The sequence below is a fragment of the Pseudoalteromonas shioyasakiensis genome, assembly GCF_024518675.1.
Taxonomy (GTDB): domain Bacteria; phylum Pseudomonadota; class Gammaproteobacteria; order Enterobacterales; family Alteromonadaceae; genus Pseudoalteromonas; species Pseudoalteromonas shioyasakiensis_B.
Window position 1 is genome coordinate 330,486 of the sequence record NZ_JANIGL010000001.1, and the last position, 15,709, is coordinate 346,194.

Below are 15,709 nucleotides of genomic sequence, written 5' to 3' on the forward strand. Positions count from 1 at the left end.
TTATCGGCTTTCAGTAAATAATTCACGACCAATTAGCATGCGGCGAATTTCTGAGGTGCCAGCACCAATTTCATACAGTTTTGCGTCACGTAATAGGCGTCCCGTTGCGTATTCATTGATGTAGCCATTACCACCGAGTATTTGAATGGCATCAAGTGATAACTTAGTGGCAAGCTCTGCTGCATATAAAATGGCACCTGCAGCATCTTTACGGGTTGTCTCGCCTCGGTCGCACGCTTTGGCAACGGTATAAACATATGAACGAGCTGCATTCATTTGCGTATACATATCAGCAATTTTACCTTGAATAAGTTGGAACTGACCGATTGGGCTGTCAAATTGCTTACGCTCATGAATGTATGGCACGACAATATCCATACACGCTTGCATAATACCCAGTGGCCCACCAGCAAGTACCACACGCTCGTAGTCTAAGCCACTCATTAGTACTTTTACGCCTTCGTTTAAGTTGCCAAGAATATTCTCCTCAGGTACTTCACAGTTTTCAAATACCAGCTCACAGGTGTTTGAACCGCGCATGCCGAGCTTATCGAGCTTCTGTGCCGTAGAAAAACCGGCAAAGCTGCTTTCAACGATAAAAGCGGTGATCCCTTTAGCGCCGGCATTTAAATCTGTTTTCGCGTAAATAACCAGGGTGTCAGCATCAGGCCCATTGGTGATCCACATTTTATTGCCATTAAGAATGTACTTATCGCCTTTCTTCTCGGCTTTTAGTTTCATTGATACGACATCTGAGCCTGCGTTAGGCTCGCTCATAGCCAGTGCACCTATGTGTTCACCGGTGATAAGCTTTGGTAGGTATTTCTCTTTTTGCGCTTGGTTACCATTGCGATTAATTTGATTAACACATAAGTTTGAATGAGCACCATAGCTTAGGCCAATAGACGCACTGGCTCGGCTTATTTCTTCCATGGCGATAACATGCTCTAGGTAACCTAGGCCTGCACCACCGAGCTCCTCAGCTACTGTCATGCCGAGCAAGCCCATTTCACCAAGTTGCGGCCACAGTTGGTTAGGGAACGCGTTATCAAGGTCGGTTTTTTCAGCTAATGGGGCGATTTCTTGGCTAGCAAAGCTATTTACATGATCACGGATCATATCTGCCGTTTCGCCTAGGCCAAAGTTCATTTCTTTATATAGTGAAATAGTGCTCATGATTCATTCCTGTGTGAGAGTCTGTTAATGAATGTATTTATTATTTATTCGTCTAATTGATTTAAGGTATCGCGGCAACGTCGCTCCGCGGTAACAAGTTCCATCAAAACAACTTTAATATCGTCCATTTGTTGACTGAGATCGGCTTTTTTTTCTGCGATCAAATCAAGCATAGTGACTAGCTGTTTCGCGCTAGATTTATCTGCATCATAAAGTTCAAACAAACGCCCGGTCTCAGCTAAAGTGAAGCCTAAACGTTTTCCACGCAGAATAAGTTTAAGGCGTACTTTGTCGCGTTTAGAGTAAATACGAGTTTGGCCGTTACGATCTGGGGAGATTAACCCTTGATCTTCATAAAAGCGGATAGAGCGGGTAGTAATGTCAAATTCTTTAGCCAATTCACTAATACTAAATGTTTGTTCATTACTGGCGGGCTCAGTAGAAGAGCTCGCAAAGTTTGTTTGATTATCTTGATTCATAGTGTTTTTACCTCATTCGAATAACTCCAATATAAGTGAAGTTTACGTAAAGGTAAAGTGGATTGTGTGGGTTATACTTTAGACGTATGTATTTAACTGGCATTAAAGGAAGGTTTATATGTATATCATGGCCTGTAGCGAAGTTGTTGTATTTTCACTACAGCAAAATAAAGATAAGTTTACACTTTTTATAGTGTGAAAAATCTTGATTTTAGATTTACGTTGGCGTAAACGTAAATATTATGTATGCTCATATACAGATTAATAAACATATTGTTTGGCGTATCTTAACACACAGTGAGAGTGCCAATGACCAAATGGAGCCTTTTTTATGACTACCGAAGCCGTTGTTATTGTAGCAGCAAAACGCACCCCAATGGGTGGTTTTATGGGAGCACTCAGTGGTGCAGATGCCACTGAACTAGGTGCAACAGCAATTGCCAGCGCATTAGCCGACGCCGGTTTAAATGAGAGCGCAATTGATGAAGTGATTATGGGCTGTGTGTTGCCAGCGGGTCTAGGTCAAGCACCTGCACGTCAAGCAATGCTTAAAGCAGGACTTGCTCGTGCAACCGGTGCGACAACAATTAATAAAGTGTGTGGCTCGGGTTTAAAGGCAACAATGCTTGCTCATGATTTAATTAAAGCTGGCTCTATTAATACTGCGGTTGCTGGTGGTATGGAAAGCATGACTAATTCTCCTTACTTTATTCCAAAAGCGCGTGGTGGCATGCGAATGGGTCATGGGGAAATTAAAGATCACATGATGAGTGATGGTCTTGAAGACGCTTACGATAATAAAGCCATGGGCTGTTTTGCTCAGGATACCGCGGATGAGTATGGCATTAAACGTGAGCAAATGGATACATTTGCACTTAGTTCGTTAAGTAAAGCGAATGAGGCTATCGAGAAAGGTCATTTTACAGCCGAAATTGCGCCACATACTATTAATACTCGTAAAGGGGATGTCACAGTCAGTGTTGATGAACAACCCGGTAATGCCCGTCCAGAGAAAATACCTAGTCTACGTGCTGCATTTAAAAAAGACGGCACGATTACAGCTGCTAATTCATCGTCAATTTCTGATGGCGGCGCGGCGCTTATTCTAATGAGCGAGTCTCACGCAAAGGCACAAGGCTTAACGCCACTTTGTCGCATTGTTGCCCATAGTACTCATTCACAAAAACCAAGTGAGTTTACCCTTGCCCCTGTTGGCGCAATGAATAGCTTACTTGAGAAAGCCGGTTGGACAACCGCTGATGTTGACCTATGGGAAATCAATGAAGCTTTTGCCATGGTGACGATGTTGGCAATTAATGAGTTAAAGCTAGATGAAAGCAAAGTGAATGTTAATGGCGGTGCGTGTGCGCTTGGTCACCCAATTGGTGCCAGTGGTGCGCGTATTTTAGTTACCCTGATCCACGCGCTAAAAAACAGAGGCCTAAAAAAAGGTGTTGCCTCACTGTGTATTGGTGGTGGTGAAGCGGTGGCCCTTGCTGTTGAAGCAGTTTAGGTATTTACAACAACGATTAAATCTCTCACAGCCGTAGGCAATATTAATAATAACTAACCTTAAATTGGGTTAACTACTGCGGCTTAATTTACAAACCTCTGGGGAGGAGTGTGTCATGCACCAAGTACCATTATTTATCAACGGCGAATTTATTCAATCAACATCAGATCAACTTATTGATGTTATTAACCCTGCAAACCAAGATGTACTTGCTAAAGTCCCTTGTAGTACTGATGCTGAAATGGATGCGGCTATAGCATCAGCACGCGAAACATTTAAAACTTGGAAAGACGTTCCAATCACTGAGCGTGCTCGCATAATGATGAAGTACGCAGCGCTACTCAAAGAAAATCATGATGAGTTAGCCACTATTATATGCCATGAACTAGGTAAAACGTTTGAAGATGCTAAAGGTGACGTATGGCGTGGTATTGAAGTGGTTGAGCAAGCAGCAAACGCTCCTTCATTAATGATGGGCGAAACCATGGAAAACGTTGCCCGTAAAATTGATACCTACTCATATATGCAGCCATTAGGAGTGTGTGCAGGTATTACGCCATTTAACTTTCCCGCAATGATCCCACTGTGGATGTTTCCACTGGCTATCGTATGTGGCAATACATTTATTTTAAAACCATCTGAGCAAGATCCATTAACACCAATGCGTTTAGTTGAACTATTTGTAGAAGCGGGTGCACCAAAAGGCGTTTTACAGGTTGTTCATGGCACTAAACCTCAAGTAGACCGGTTATTAGAAGATCCTGCCGTTCGTGCTATTTCGTTTGTCGGTTCTTGTGGCGTTGGTGAATATATTTATTCAAAGGGCACTGCCAATTTAAAACGAGTTCAAGCGTGTGTAGGTGCTAAAAACCACATGGTTATTATGCCAGACGCAAGTCGCTCTCATGTTGTTAATAACCTTGTGGGTGCATCGGTTGGTGCTGCTGGTCAACGTTGTATGGGTATTTCAGTTGCAGTGTTTGTTGGTCAAGCAAAATATTGGGTTGATGATATTAAAGCCGGGTTTGCTAATGTGCGCCCAGGTGTGTGGGATGATAAAGATGCGGCATATGGCCCACAAACATCAGCGGCAGCCAAAGCACGTATTTTATCTTTAATTGAAAGTGGTAAAGCACAAGGTGCTACCTGCTTAATTGATGGCTCTGACTTTACCGTTGAAGGGTATGAAAAAGGCAATTGGGTTGGTCCTACTTTGTTTAGTGATGTCACAACCGAGATGGACTTATACAAAGAAGAGATATTTGGCCCTGTTTTGGCGTGTATGTTTGTTGATTCACTTGATGAAGCTATCGCACTTATCAATAACTCACCATATGGGAATGGTACGTCTTTATTTACATCAAGTGGTGCTGCGGCACGTAAATTCCAACACGAAATTGAAGTAGGGCAAGTGGGTATTAACGTACCAATCCCTGTTCCGCTGCCATTTTTTTCGTTCACTGGCTGGAAAGGCTCTTTTTACGGTGATACTCATACTTATGGTAAGCAAGGTATTCGCTTTTATACAGAAACAAAAACAATTACATCACGTTGGTTTGAAGATGATATCGCATCAGGCCCCAATATGAGTATTAACTTAAAATAATAAGAAAAAAGAAGGGCTCGAAGGTCACTTCACACACACAATGATGCCTTCGTAGCCCTTCACTAATTTTGACAACACACAATTATAAAGAGGTCTCTTATGGACTTTAACCTAACTGAAGATCAACAAGCATTTGCTGATACCGCACGCCAATTTGCGCAATCAGAGCTTGCTCCCCATGCAGCCAAGTGGGATCGCGAACATATTTTTCCAAAAGACACAATTAAAGCCGCAGGGGAACTTGGTTTTTGCGGTTTATACACCCCCGAGGAAGCTGGTGGCTTAGGTTTATCACGACTTGATTCAAGCATTATTTTTGAACAACTTGCAATGGGCTGTACAGCAACGACAGCGATGTTAACTATTCATAATATGGCCACCTGGATGATTGCAAGTTTTGGTACTGAGCAAACCAAACAGCAATATTGTGGGCAATTAGTGATGGGCGAATTACTTGCCTCATATTGTTTAACGGAGCCAGGCTCTGGATCTGATGCTGCATCACTTAAAAGCAAAGCTGTCCGAGAGGGTGATGAGTATATAATTAATGGCTCAAAAATGTTTATCTCCGGTGCAGGTGAGACCGAAGTACTTGTGGTTATGGCTCGTACTGGTGGCGAAGGCGCTGCGGGTATTTCAGCATTTGTGGTACCCGCTGATGCCAAGGGCATTGAATACGGCAAAGCTGAAGAAAAAATGGGATGGAATGCCCAGCCAACGCGGTTAATTAGTTTTGAAGATGTACGTATTCCTGCGCATAACTTACTCGGTGCTGAGGGAGAAGGATTTAAATTTGCAATGCAAGGCTTAGATGGCGGGCGTATTAATATTGCTACTTGCTCTCTAGGTACAGCACAAGCTGCATTAGAAACAGCCCGCGAATACCTACAAGAACGCGAACAATTTGGTAAGCCACTTGCGGCTTTTCAGGCGCTGCAATTTAAAATTGCAGATATGAACACTGAACTGGTGGCTGCACGGCAAATGGTACGTTTAGCCGCATTTAAACTCGATAATGGCGACAGTGAAAAAACCACTTATTGTGCAATGGCAAAACGTTTTGCAACAGATGTTGGTTTTACTGTGTGTAATGAGGCTCTGCAAATTCATGGGGGCTATGGTTACATAAAAGAATACCCACTAGAGCGTCATGTTCGTGATGTTCGCGTGCATCAAATTTTAGAAGGCACGAATGAAATTATGCGAGTGATCATCGCTCGTCGAATTCTAGCAAACTCAGCAGCCGATATTTTATAAGGAGCATGTCATGTCTCAACCAAGTATTGATTTAACGATTGAAGGTCACGTTGCGATTTTAACTATGTCTAATCCGCCAGCAAACACCTGGACTCAAGACACCTTGATGGCTCTAAAAAACACGGTCAATGAGTTAAATGACAACAAAAATATTTATTCATTAGTCCTAACCGGTGAAGGCGAAAAATTCTTTAGCGCGGGTGCCGATTTAAATGTGTTTGCTGAAGGTGATAAAGGCGTTGCTGCGACTATGTCACAGGTTTTTGGTGAAGCATTTGAAGCATTAACGGCTTTTAGAGGTGTGTCGATTGCCGCAATTAATGGCTATGCCATGGGCGGTGGTTTAGAAGTGGCACTCGCTTGTGATATTCGTATTGCAGAAGAACAAGCACAGATGGCGTTACCCGAAGCGAAAGTAGGCTTATTACCATGTGCTGGTGGCACGCAAAATCTTGCATGGTTAGTCGGTGAAGGCTGGGCTAAGCGTATGATTTTATGTGGTGAACGCTTAAAAGCCGATAAAGCACTGCAAATTGGCTTAGTAGAAGAGGTGGTAGGGCAAGGTGAAAGCTTTGCCGCAGCGTTAAAGCTTGCTAATCAAGTTGCTGATCAAAGCCCTGTTGCAGTGACTGCTTGTAAGTCACTTATTCAAAAAGGCCGTTCGCAACCTATGGCGCATTCCTTACCTCTTGAACGCGAACTATTTGTAGCGCTATTTGATTCTGAGGATCAACGTGAAGGGGTCAATGCCTTTTTAGAAAAGCGTAAAGCAAATTGGGTGAACGGCTAATGGTTGCACAAACACAACTTAATAGTATTCATGCGCCTGTATTGTTTGAAACCGCGATGACCAGTGATGGTTTATCAATCGGTATAGCGACACTCAACGCCCCTAAATCATTAAATGCACTGAATTTTGACATGATCAAATTGCTAGCTCCGCAATTGCAGGCATGGGCTGATGACAGTGCGATTGCTATGGTGATAATTAAAGGCGCGGGTGAAAAAGCATTTTGTGCCGGTGGCGATGTAGTGAGTCTTCATACGGCGATGAAATGTGGCGAACCGGCAAATTTAATTGAAGACTTTTTTACTCAAGAATACCGTTTAGATCATTTAATCCACTGCTATGAAAAACCAATTTTAGTTTGGGGCAACGGTATTGTTATGGGGGGCGGCCTCGGTTTAATGGCGGGAGCGAGTCACCGAGTAGTAACAGAAACGTCACGCATTGCCATGCCTGAACTGACCATAGGTTTATATCCAGACGTTGGAGGCAGCTATTTTTTACATAAAATGCCAGAGCAAGTGGGTCTGTTTTTAGGGTTAACTGCGGCTTCAATGAATTGTGATGATGTATTGTTTGTATCGCTTGCGGATCACTTTATTAAAGCTGATAAGTTTGACACTTTACTAGCACAATTAGTTGAATGTAAATGGGGTAAAACGGCGTCACTTAACCATGAGAAACTAACGCGGTTACTGACCGATTTAAATAACCTTTCAGGGCGCATGCCAAATGGTAATATTAAAGCGCACTTAGCGGCTATTCAAAAACTAGGTCAATGCACCTCACTGCAAGCCAAAGTAGATTACATTTTAGGACTCGAGACAGAAGATAAGTGGTTAATACGTGCTAAAAAATCTTTACAGCATGGTTGCCCATTAAGTTGTGCTTTGGTTGAACGACAGCTCGCCACATCAAAAGGGAAAAGTCTTGGCGAATGTTTTCAGATGGAATTAGCTATGTCAGTTCGTTGTGGCGAAGTAGGTGAATTCCAAGAAGGTGTCAGAGCTTTGCTGATTGATAAAGATGGCGCACCGAATTGGCAATTCCAATCAATTGCTGAAATTCCTGCGCAGCTGATTGCAAGCTTTTTCACCCCCCGTTGGACTGCTCAAACACATCCATTAAAACAACTCACACAAGGATAATACTATGTCACTCACAATAGGTTTTATCGGTTTAGGGAATATGGGCGGACCAATGGCGGCGAACCTTGTTAAAGCAGGCCATACAGTCAACGTGTTTGATTTAAACCAGTCGGTCGTAAATCAGCTGGTTGAACAAGGTGCGGTTGCCACAACAGAGGCTAAACATTGTGCCACAGGGGTTGATATATTAATCAGTATGCTGCCGGCGAGCAAACATGTTAAATCATTGTATTTAGGTGATGCTGGACTAATTCATGCTTTATCAACATCCACCTTAGTTATTGATTGTTCAACCATAGATGCCGCTTCAGCCCGCGATGTTGGTGCTGAATTAGCTGCAAAAGGAATTGCTTTTGTTGATGCGCCTGTATCAGGTGGCGTCGCAGGAGCAACAGCAGGCACTTTGACGTTTATTGTTGGTGGTGCGCAAATTGACTTTGACAAAGCGCAACCTGTGTTGGCTGATATGGGAAAAAATATCTTTCATGCCGGTGATGTCGGCGCTGGGCAAGTTGCAAAAATTTGTAACAATATGCTGTTGAGTATTTTAATGGCTGGCACCAGCGAAGCACTGCAAATGGGGATCAATAATGGCTTAGATGCGAAGGTGCTTAGCGAGATCATGACAGCAAGTTCAGGGCGAAATTGGACCCTTGAATTATATAACCCATGCCCAGGTGTCATGGCCACAGCCCCAGCGAGTAATGACTATAAACCTGGCTTTATGGTTGATCTGATGGCTAAAGACTTAGGACTTGCCATGGAAGCCGCTGAGCAAAGTAACTCATCAACCCCTATGGGCTCAATGGCTAAAAACTTGTACACCATGTTGCAAGAGCAAGGGGCTGGCAGCGACGATTTTAGTGCAGTATTTAAATTATTCTCGAAGGAGTAACAGGTGGAAATTAAAAATAATACAGTGGTGATCACCGGTGGAGCTCAAGGTTTAGGTTTTGCTATGGCCCATAAATTAGCGCAACTTGGTGCCAATATCGTGTTAATTGACATGCAACAAGCGCTGTTAGACGCCGCAGTGAAAGAGTTAGCCAATTATGGAGTTACAGTAAAAGGCTATGTCGCTAACGTAACTGATGAGCAGGCCGTTGAAGACACATTTAACACCATTAATAGTGACTTTGGTCATATTGGTATTTTGATAAACAACGCAGGTATTTTACGCGATGGTATGTTTATCAAAGCCAAAGAAGGCAAAGTGGTGGCTAAAATGGCACTCGACCAATTTAAATCAGTGATTGATGTTAATTTAACGGGTGTATTTTTAGCAGGGCGAGAAGCCGCAGCACATATGATTGAATCCGGCAAAGGCGGGGTGATCATTAATATGTCGAGTGTTGCCCGTGCCGGTAATATTGGCCAAACCAACTATGCAGCATCTAAAGCGGGTGTGGTCGCTATGACCACTGGCTGGGCAAAAGAGCTAGGGCGCTTTGGTATTCGTGTAGGCGCTATTGCCCCGGGTGTTATTCGAACTAACATGACCGATGCGATGAAACCCGAAGCCAAACAACGCATGCTTGCAGTCACCCCTGTTGGCCGTTTCGGTGAAGCTGATGAAATTGCTCACACTGCACAGTATATTATTGAAAATGACTTCTTCACAGGCCGTGTGGTTGAGATAGACGGCGGTATTCGCTTATAAACAGTTTCTGAAATAGTTAGAAAACCCCGGTGCTGTATATAAATACAGTGTCGGGGTTTTTCTATCCATATAGTCATTTTCTTTTATTATAAAGCATGCTAAATATAGCCTTACTATTAGGTTATATGTTGATATTAAAGGAAATAAGATGACTGAGAATGAAAATGTAGAAGTTTCAATGAAAAAAGGGATGTTATTTAAGTTTCATTATAAAAATAAACTGATCACGTATGATTGCTCTCCTTTGTCTGGCAAGGAAATAGTAAAAGTTGATGGCGATATTGTCAGTGAATCAAAAAACTATAAAATGTCGTCCAGTCATGAGTTTTCTATTGATGGTAAGCCCGCTAAAATAGATTTGACGCTAAAAGGCTTCACTAAAAACATTACTATCTGTGAGTTTTTCGTCGAAGCGCAACGAATTAATGCTTATAAATTAACCTATGGTACAAAAGGGAAAATACCTTTAATGGCGCAATTTATTACCCTCGCAGTTGCTATGATGATAGGCTGGTTTTTTGCTGCACAAGCCATTGATGAATGGCTTGCATTTACCATAGCCATGATTCTTGGGGTTGCGGTAATGTTTAAATTTGAAAAACCCAATTGGACCTGTGAAGATTTATTAGACCCTAAATAGCACATGTTTTTTGATTATTAATCAAACGGTTGGTGTATGCTTAAAGGTGTTACCAGCCGTTTTTATTTAAACCTCAGTGAGTATGCAGTGACCGCCAAAGAAATCCGCAATTTTTACATCAATGAAGAGCAATCTGTGTATTTGCTTTCGCATCATGATGCGAAAAAACATCGCCAATGGCTAAATATCTGTATAAAAAAACTAACCAACTTAGGTTACACAGAAGTTGAGATGATTGGCTCAGGTGCCTTTGGGTTTGTTTTTGCGGGACTTGATGAGCATCAACAACCGTGGGTGTTTAAATTCTCGCGGATCACTTTAGCCCAAAGCGTCCGCGATAGACTTGAAGATGAAGCTTATATGTTATCTCAAGTCGATAATCCCTTAGTGCCTAAGTTTTATGCCTTTGAACGAATAAAAAAACAGGGCATTTTAATGATGGCCCGTGCTTTAGGTGAAGACCTCGAAAAGGTATCGCTTAAAAAGGGGCGCTTTAGCGCTTCGGAAATTACCGATTTAGCTCTTAAGCTACGCAATGTGTTAATTGATTTTTGTAATCATAAAAATGGGATCAGCCCACAACCGATAGTGCATGGCGATATTAAACCATCAAATTTGGTGTGGGATGAAGCAACTCAAGGGCTATCTTTAGTTGATTGGGGCAGCTCGGTATACGCTCAAATTGACAGCCATGGCGACCCCGTTACTAGTAATTTTATGGATTTGATGTCCGGAGATTTAAGCTCAACTAATGCGCGTATGGGGGATGTTTATTTTATTGGTGATGAGCAAATGTCTGGGGCTAAATCGTCTCCGCGATTTGATGAGCAAGGAGTGGCTTCAACGCTTTATGCCCTTGCTTCGGCGCAGTCATGCCGTTTTGGTGCTCAAGTGATCCCTGCAAGTTCATTAGGTTTACCAATGGAGTTGGCTAAAGTCATCGATGGTATGTTGTCTAAAGATAAGCGTATTCGCGACGGTGCTGGAGATTATTTTATCCGTAATATGCCGAGCATGGCGAAAGCGTATTTGCCGCAAATAAACATTCACAGTAATGTTAAAGCGCATATTCCGTTTTGGTTTGGTAATGACATTGAATTGCCAGATACCGTTGTCTATAGCTCGCGTAAACAGTTTTTACGACAAGCGGATCACAAACAACAACTACTTGATGTGAATGATGCCCAGCTCGACCGCTATTATAAAGAGTTTCTATTTGATACAGGCGATACTGAAAAAGCGTTTTTGGCCTCTATTAGTCGGCTTGCGAAATACCCGGTAGTTGGTGGCCTAAGTTTTCATTGGAAAGAAGAATCTTTATATGTTGAATCATCATTAATTATGCATGATGAAAGTTTAGCTGATGCCTTTACTCAAGCGGTAAATAATACGGTGATGTTAGCACAAGGTATTCATCAAAAAGGCTTGTTTAAATGTTGTTTGTTTGATGCTCGTAAAACAATACAATTAGAGCGTGACGGCACAGGCGCATTTAAATTTGAGCAACTTCCCGAACTTGATTATGAAGTAATGAACTTAAAAAGCAGTGATGTCACTCGACCGCACTCGTATTTTGAAGACGGTAAGGACCCTGACGAGCAACTGCAACTACCAAAGAAAGTAATTAAGTGTGTGTTTGAACTTAACCAAATACACCACACCGGCTGTATTATTTTTGAAGCGCTGCCAGATAGAATGAAAATTCACCATTACTACCGTTTACTAGATGCAAGTAAAGAAGCTGAGTTTAAACGTTTACTAAATAAGCTGATGCAGTACGCTGTGAGTATTACCGATGTTGGGGTGGCAGGCTTTATGAAATTACCGTACAAAAACACCCGTGAATTTAGTTTATGTGAAAAACAAGCTGACTTTTTCTACCCAAAAGATCCTAAACGTTTCCAGTCTTTCAATTAAGTATTTTATGGCTAAATCAAAACCTACCACAACAATACAAAGCTATGGCATTTACAGCCAGTGGGACTCATCATCTAAGGAGCTACCTCAGATACAGTCATTCACCACCAAAGTACCAGCAAAACTTGATATCGAGTTTGGCTTTATCATCAGTATCAAAAAAGCAAAAGGCGAAAAACTGCATTATTGTATTTATCATCCAGATATTACTGATAGTCATGGCGAGATAATGGCTCCTTTTGACGGCTTTGAATACGTTAAAGATAATGACTGGCAGTTTTATCTCGGAGATACACTTTGGCAGCCCATTAACAATAAAATAGGGGAGTGGCGTATGGTATTGCAGTTACAAGGCCAAATCATTGCCGAAAAAACTTTTACCGTGTTTGAAGAAGAAGCCATGTCAGAAGTGGAGTTTTGGCAAAAGCGTGGGTATTAGATTTAAATACTTTTAAGTCAGTTAATGCGTTGAGTAAAAACCAAAGGAGAGGGTAAGCTCTCCATTGCATAGATTACGTTCACTTTCTCTATTTGCTGACTTGAAAGCGCGAAATTAACTGCTCTAGTTCTGTGGCGCTTCGGTCAACAGAGCTTGTGCTTAATCGCACTTCAGATAATGACTTATGTAATAATGCGCTTATATCGTTTACCTGTTTCGCGCTTTGTAGTTGAGCATTCCCCTCAATATTTATCCCTGATAGGGTATCTATCATATGAGCTAAAGTACTATTTACCTCTGTATCATCATCGATAATTTCGGATGTTGAAAGCATATCTTGTTCAACACTTTGCATACTGGTTTGCATGATTTGCACTGATTGTTCTGCACTAATTTGTATTTGGCTGATCAACTGACTGATCTCTGTAGTTGCTTCCCCAGTTCTGGCAGCTAAGTTTCTAACTTCATCGGCTACAACAGCAAATCCTCGTCCTTGCTCTCCAGCGCGGGCAGCTTCAATAGCCGCATTGAGCGCAAGTAGGTTAGTTTGATCTGCAACTTGACTAATTAAGCCAACCACTGAGCCCACGTTATTTACATGCTGATGTAAGCCTTTAATAGTCTTTGATGAACTATCCATAGATTTATGGATACCTTGGGTTTGCTCTGTGATAGTTTCAAATTGAGCAGCACTTTTATTGGCGGCAGCTTGTAAACTTAGCCTGATTGCTTCAACATCATTGGTTGCCTCATCAATGGTATTGAGCTGTAGCTCAATTCGGTCAAGTAAATGTTGTGTTTCGCTCAGCACCGTATTCGCATTATCACTAAATTCGTGCTGTTTTTTTATTAGTATATTTTTTGCAGATTGCACTTCGTTGGATACGTTTATCACTTTACCGACAGTACTATCTAAACTATCGATGAAACTATTGATCCACCGACCTAATTCGCCGGTCTCGTCGTTAGGTAATTGCTTGACGTTAAGCCGTTGTTGTAAATTTCCGCCACCTTCTGCGATACCGCGTATGACATCTGTCATTTGTTGTAGTCTAGTTGCTACATTGTTCGCTCCTGTTTTGGCAAATATCATACTCGATAATATTAATGCGATAAAAGTAAGCATAATTGAAAGCGACCAGTCAAGACCAAGCATTTCATGACAAGCAGGGGCAATGCAGGCAACTAAGCCATTGATTAGGGTTTGTTGCCTAACTAGGTTAAAGCTTATAGAACGATTACGATAGACTTCTTCTAAATCGCCTTCACACATCATACCCCATGTATCTTTTGAGCCGGGTAGAGTAAAAGTGATCCCTTTACCTATAACGGGAATGTGGCGATAGTCTGAATAGCCGGGGTATTCTACAAATAAATTGTCACCGTTTTTAATGGTTTCGCGTATTCCTGGATGGAGTTGATTGGTGGCAGGATCAGTAAATTTAAGCTCTAGCTCAGTATGTTCTTTAACTTTAAGTGTACCCCAGTCAGTTTTTACGCCTTCTTTTAAATTGTCACCTAAAGAAAATGTACGATCTTCGAAGCGCGAACGCGATAATGCGGTTCCTGGTTCGATTGTTTTATCAAAGTTGGCTTTAACCATAAACAGGTAATTATCACCTGAATCTTGATATATATGACCTGCTTCACGTTGGATCAAATCACCTATTACGTCATTCGATACTCGAGCACATAAACAAGTGCGCATGTTGGCCTGCGTTTCAATAGGTAAATAAAACATCAATGTAACTGCATCATGGAATTTTGAAGATGTTGCGCCAAGTTGTTTTGTTTGTTGATCAATGTAAGGGCCATGAAGAAATGGTTGTTTAAAACCTTCATTAACTGCGGATGTAGCAAGCTCAGCGTGCCTAATGTGTGCAACATAACTCGATGCCAATACTTCACCATTGTTAGCAATAGTGAATAGTTCGGATATATCATTGGAGTGCTTAAGCTTATCTTGTAGTACTTTGTTATAGTCTTGAAAATCTGTTTGCTTTAACTCATTTGCAATACTTTGCAGAAATTGCCACTGGCTGTTGGTCCAGTCTTGTAAAATAGTTAAGCGAGTATTTGAAATACCTTCGAACGTTTTTTTGATAAATGAAACACGGTGACGATTAAAAAAATAAGCTGATCCTAAAGCGAATTTTCCATTACTACCAAAATACGGTAACCAAGACAGCTCTTTTTTACTTAAATACATTGGTTTACTTCTCACTCATTGCTCCTTTATATGTTAGTGCGAGAGTAAGAAAGCAAAAAGCTGACCATGACGAATTGAAAGCGTAATCAATGCGTTAATTTATTTTTTAACGCATTTTATAGATCTATAGTTTTTATATAGAGACTCAATTATAAACATAAATTTAAATTAACAAACACGTTGCACACAGGTGAAACGTGCTTGCACCAAACTGGAAATAGTAGGGCGATTGAATGTGATTTTTTTAATGAGGAATAAAGCTATTTTTGCCATTAAAAAAGCCAGCATAAGCTGGCTTTATATAAACAAAAAATTGTGTTCAGTTGCCCCAAGGATTCGTTGAGCTGGAGCGCTGCTTACGAGTGCGGGCACGATCTTTAGCTTCTTTTTTAGCTTGAATACGCTTAGCGTCGCTAAAACTTAGTTCGCAGGGCTCGCCGGGCTTATGATCTTCCGGGATAACACGGTCTCGAGGTGGCAATTGATATTGCACATCATCAGGTTTAGGTAAGTTCTTTAAACGATAAAGGTAAAAGTTTTCAACTTTATCTTGAGCCCATTGAGTTTTACGTAAGAATTTGACCGCAGACTTAAGATCTGGATTATTTTTAAAGCAGTTTAGTTGTAAATACGCATGCAACAACTCCCAGCCATATTGATCAACTAACTCTGACACTACTTGCTCAAGCTTAACACCTTGTAATGGGTTATTGCTGAATAGTTCTTCGTTACTCATGGATACACTCATTTAAATTTCTAATAAAGCAATTATAATTTTTTAACTAAACTTTTGATAGTAGATTCTGCCATGCGTTTAAAATTAATCTCTGTGGTCATTATGCGTTGAGCCGTGATAGATATATCACGGCGTACAAGTT

At 41.4% G+C, this 15,709-nt stretch carries 14 protein-coding genes; 10 read left to right on the forward strand and 4 right to left on the reverse strand.

What is annotated here, in order from left to right; translation table 11 throughout:
• Together NQT69_RS01425 and NQT69_RS01430 are read right to left on the reverse strand one after the other, a co-directional pair.
• A complete protein-coding gene (locus tag NQT69_RS01425) occupies window positions 1–1,176 on the reverse strand; it encodes an isovaleryl-CoA dehydrogenase (protein WP_256825930.1) in 1,176 nt (391 codons plus the stop codon).
• 44 nt (window positions 1,177–1,220) lie between these two features.
• Complete coding sequence (locus NQT69_RS01430; protein ID WP_256825931.1) at window positions 1,221–1,655, reverse strand: MerR family transcriptional regulator; 435 nt, start codon at window positions 1,653–1,655, stop codon at window positions 1,221–1,223.
• A gap of 331 nt (window positions 1,656–1,986) precedes the next feature.
• On the opposite strand from NQT69_RS01430, the gene NQT69_RS01435 reads away from it, so the two are divergent.
• The 10 genes from NQT69_RS01435 (at window position 1,987) to NQT69_RS01480 (ending at window position 12,622) form a co-directional block, all read left to right on the forward strand.
• Window positions 1,987–3,168, forward strand: a complete 1,182-nt coding sequence (locus tag NQT69_RS01435; RefSeq protein ID WP_256825932.1) for a thiolase family protein — start codon at window positions 1,987–1,989, stop codon at window positions 3,166–3,168.
• 115 nt (window positions 3,169–3,283) lie between these two features.
• Entirely contained in the window at window positions 3,284–4,774 is a 1,491-nt protein-coding gene (locus tag NQT69_RS01440; RefSeq protein WP_256825933.1) for a CoA-acylating methylmalonate-semialdehyde dehydrogenase, read from the forward strand.
• 99 nt (window positions 4,775–4,873) lie between these two features.
• Entirely contained in the window at window positions 4,874–6,031 is a 1,158-nt protein-coding gene (locus tag NQT69_RS01445) for an acyl-CoA dehydrogenase family protein (RefSeq protein WP_256825934.1), read from the forward strand.
• A gap of 10 nt (window positions 6,032–6,041) precedes the next feature.
• Window positions 6,042–6,821 carry an enoyl-CoA hydratase gene (locus NQT69_RS01450; protein WP_256825935.1) on the forward strand — a complete coding sequence of 260 codons (780 nt, stop codon included), beginning with the start codon at window positions 6,042–6,044 and terminating at the stop codon, window positions 6,819–6,821.
• Complete coding sequence (locus NQT69_RS01455; RefSeq protein WP_256825936.1) at window positions 6,821–7,966, forward strand: enoyl-CoA hydratase/isomerase family protein; 1,146 nt, start codon at window positions 6,821–6,823, stop codon at window positions 7,964–7,966. The genes NQT69_RS01450 and NQT69_RS01455 overlap by 1 nt, the downstream gene beginning before the upstream one ends.
• Window positions 7,967–7,970: 4 nt before the next feature.
• A complete protein-coding gene (gene mmsB / locus NQT69_RS01460; protein ID WP_256825937.1) occupies window positions 7,971–8,861 on the forward strand; it encodes a 3-hydroxyisobutyrate dehydrogenase in 891 nt (296 codons plus the stop codon).
• A 3-nt stretch (window positions 8,862–8,864) separates the two neighbouring features.
• Window positions 8,865–9,626 carry an SDR family oxidoreductase gene (locus NQT69_RS01465; protein WP_256825938.1) on the forward strand — a complete coding sequence of 254 codons (762 nt, stop codon included), beginning with the start codon at window positions 8,865–8,867 and terminating at the stop codon, window positions 9,624–9,626.
• 148 nt (window positions 9,627–9,774) lie between these two features.
• Complete coding sequence (locus tag NQT69_RS01470) at window positions 9,775–10,266, forward strand: hypothetical protein (RefSeq protein ID WP_256825939.1); 492 nt, start codon at window positions 9,775–9,777, stop codon at window positions 10,264–10,266.
• 87 nt (window positions 10,267–10,353) lie between these two features.
• Window positions 10,354–12,183 carry a protein kinase domain-containing protein gene (locus NQT69_RS01475; RefSeq protein ID WP_256826713.1) on the forward strand — a complete coding sequence of 610 codons (1,830 nt, stop codon included), beginning with the start codon at window positions 10,354–10,356 and terminating at the stop codon, window positions 12,181–12,183.
• Window positions 12,184–12,190: 7 nt separating this feature from the next.
• Complete coding sequence (locus NQT69_RS01480; RefSeq protein ID WP_256825940.1) at window positions 12,191–12,622, forward strand: DUF3859 domain-containing protein; 432 nt, start codon at window positions 12,191–12,193, stop codon at window positions 12,620–12,622.
• An 88-nt stretch (window positions 12,623–12,710) separates the two neighbouring features.
• Here NQT69_RS01480 and NQT69_RS01485 read toward each other — a convergent pair whose 3' ends face one another.
• Window positions 12,711–14,846, reverse strand: coding sequence for a methyl-accepting chemotaxis protein (locus tag NQT69_RS01485; RefSeq protein ID WP_256825941.1), 2,136 nt, complete (start codon window positions 14,844–14,846; stop codon window positions 12,711–12,713).
• 304 nt (window positions 14,847–15,150) lie between these two features.
• Window positions 15,151–15,567 carry a VF530 family protein gene (locus NQT69_RS01490; protein ID WP_256825942.1) on the reverse strand — a complete coding sequence of 139 codons (417 nt, stop codon included), beginning with the start codon at window positions 15,565–15,567 and terminating at the stop codon, window positions 15,151–15,153.
• Between the last annotated feature and the right edge of the window lie 142 nt (window positions 15,568–15,709).

Excerpts from the sequence above, each read along its gene's own strand:
- mmsB (WP_256825937.1), top strand. The coding sequence starts at position 7,971 with ATGTCACTCACAATAGGTTTTATCGGTTTAGGGAATATGGGCGGACCA.
- NQT69_RS01450 (WP_256825935.1), top strand. The coding sequence starts at position 6,042 with ATGTCTCAACCAAGTATTGATTTAACGATTGAAGGTCACGTTGCGATT.
- NQT69_RS01435 (WP_256825932.1), top strand. The coding sequence starts at position 1,987 with ATGACTACCGAAGCCGTTGTTATTGTAGCAGCAAAACGCACCCCAATG.
- NQT69_RS01440 (WP_256825933.1), top strand. The coding sequence starts at position 3,284 with ATGCACCAAGTACCATTATTTATCAACGGCGAATTTATTCAATCAACA.
- NQT69_RS01490 (WP_256825942.1), bottom strand. The coding sequence starts at position 15,567 with ATGAGTAACGAAGAACTATTCAGCAATAACCCATTACAAGGTGTTAAG.
- NQT69_RS01470 (WP_256825939.1), top strand. The coding sequence starts at position 9,775 with ATGACTGAGAATGAAAATGTAGAAGTTTCAATGAAAAAAGGGATGTTA.
- NQT69_RS01455 (WP_256825936.1), top strand. The coding sequence starts at position 6,821 with ATGGTTGCACAAACACAACTTAATAGTATTCATGCGCCTGTATTGTTT.
- NQT69_RS01445 (WP_256825934.1), top strand. The coding sequence starts at position 4,874 with ATGGACTTTAACCTAACTGAAGATCAACAAGCATTTGCTGATACCGCA.
- NQT69_RS01430 (WP_256825931.1), bottom strand. The coding sequence starts at position 1,655 with ATGAATCAAGATAATCAAACAAACTTTGCGAGCTCTTCTACTGAGCCC.
- NQT69_RS01425 (WP_256825930.1), bottom strand. The coding sequence starts at position 1,176 with ATGAGCACTATTTCACTATATAAAGAAATGAACTTTGGCCTAGGCGAA.
- NQT69_RS01480 (WP_256825940.1), top strand. The coding sequence starts at position 12,191 with ATGGCTAAATCAAAACCTACCACAACAATACAAAGCTATGGCATTTAC.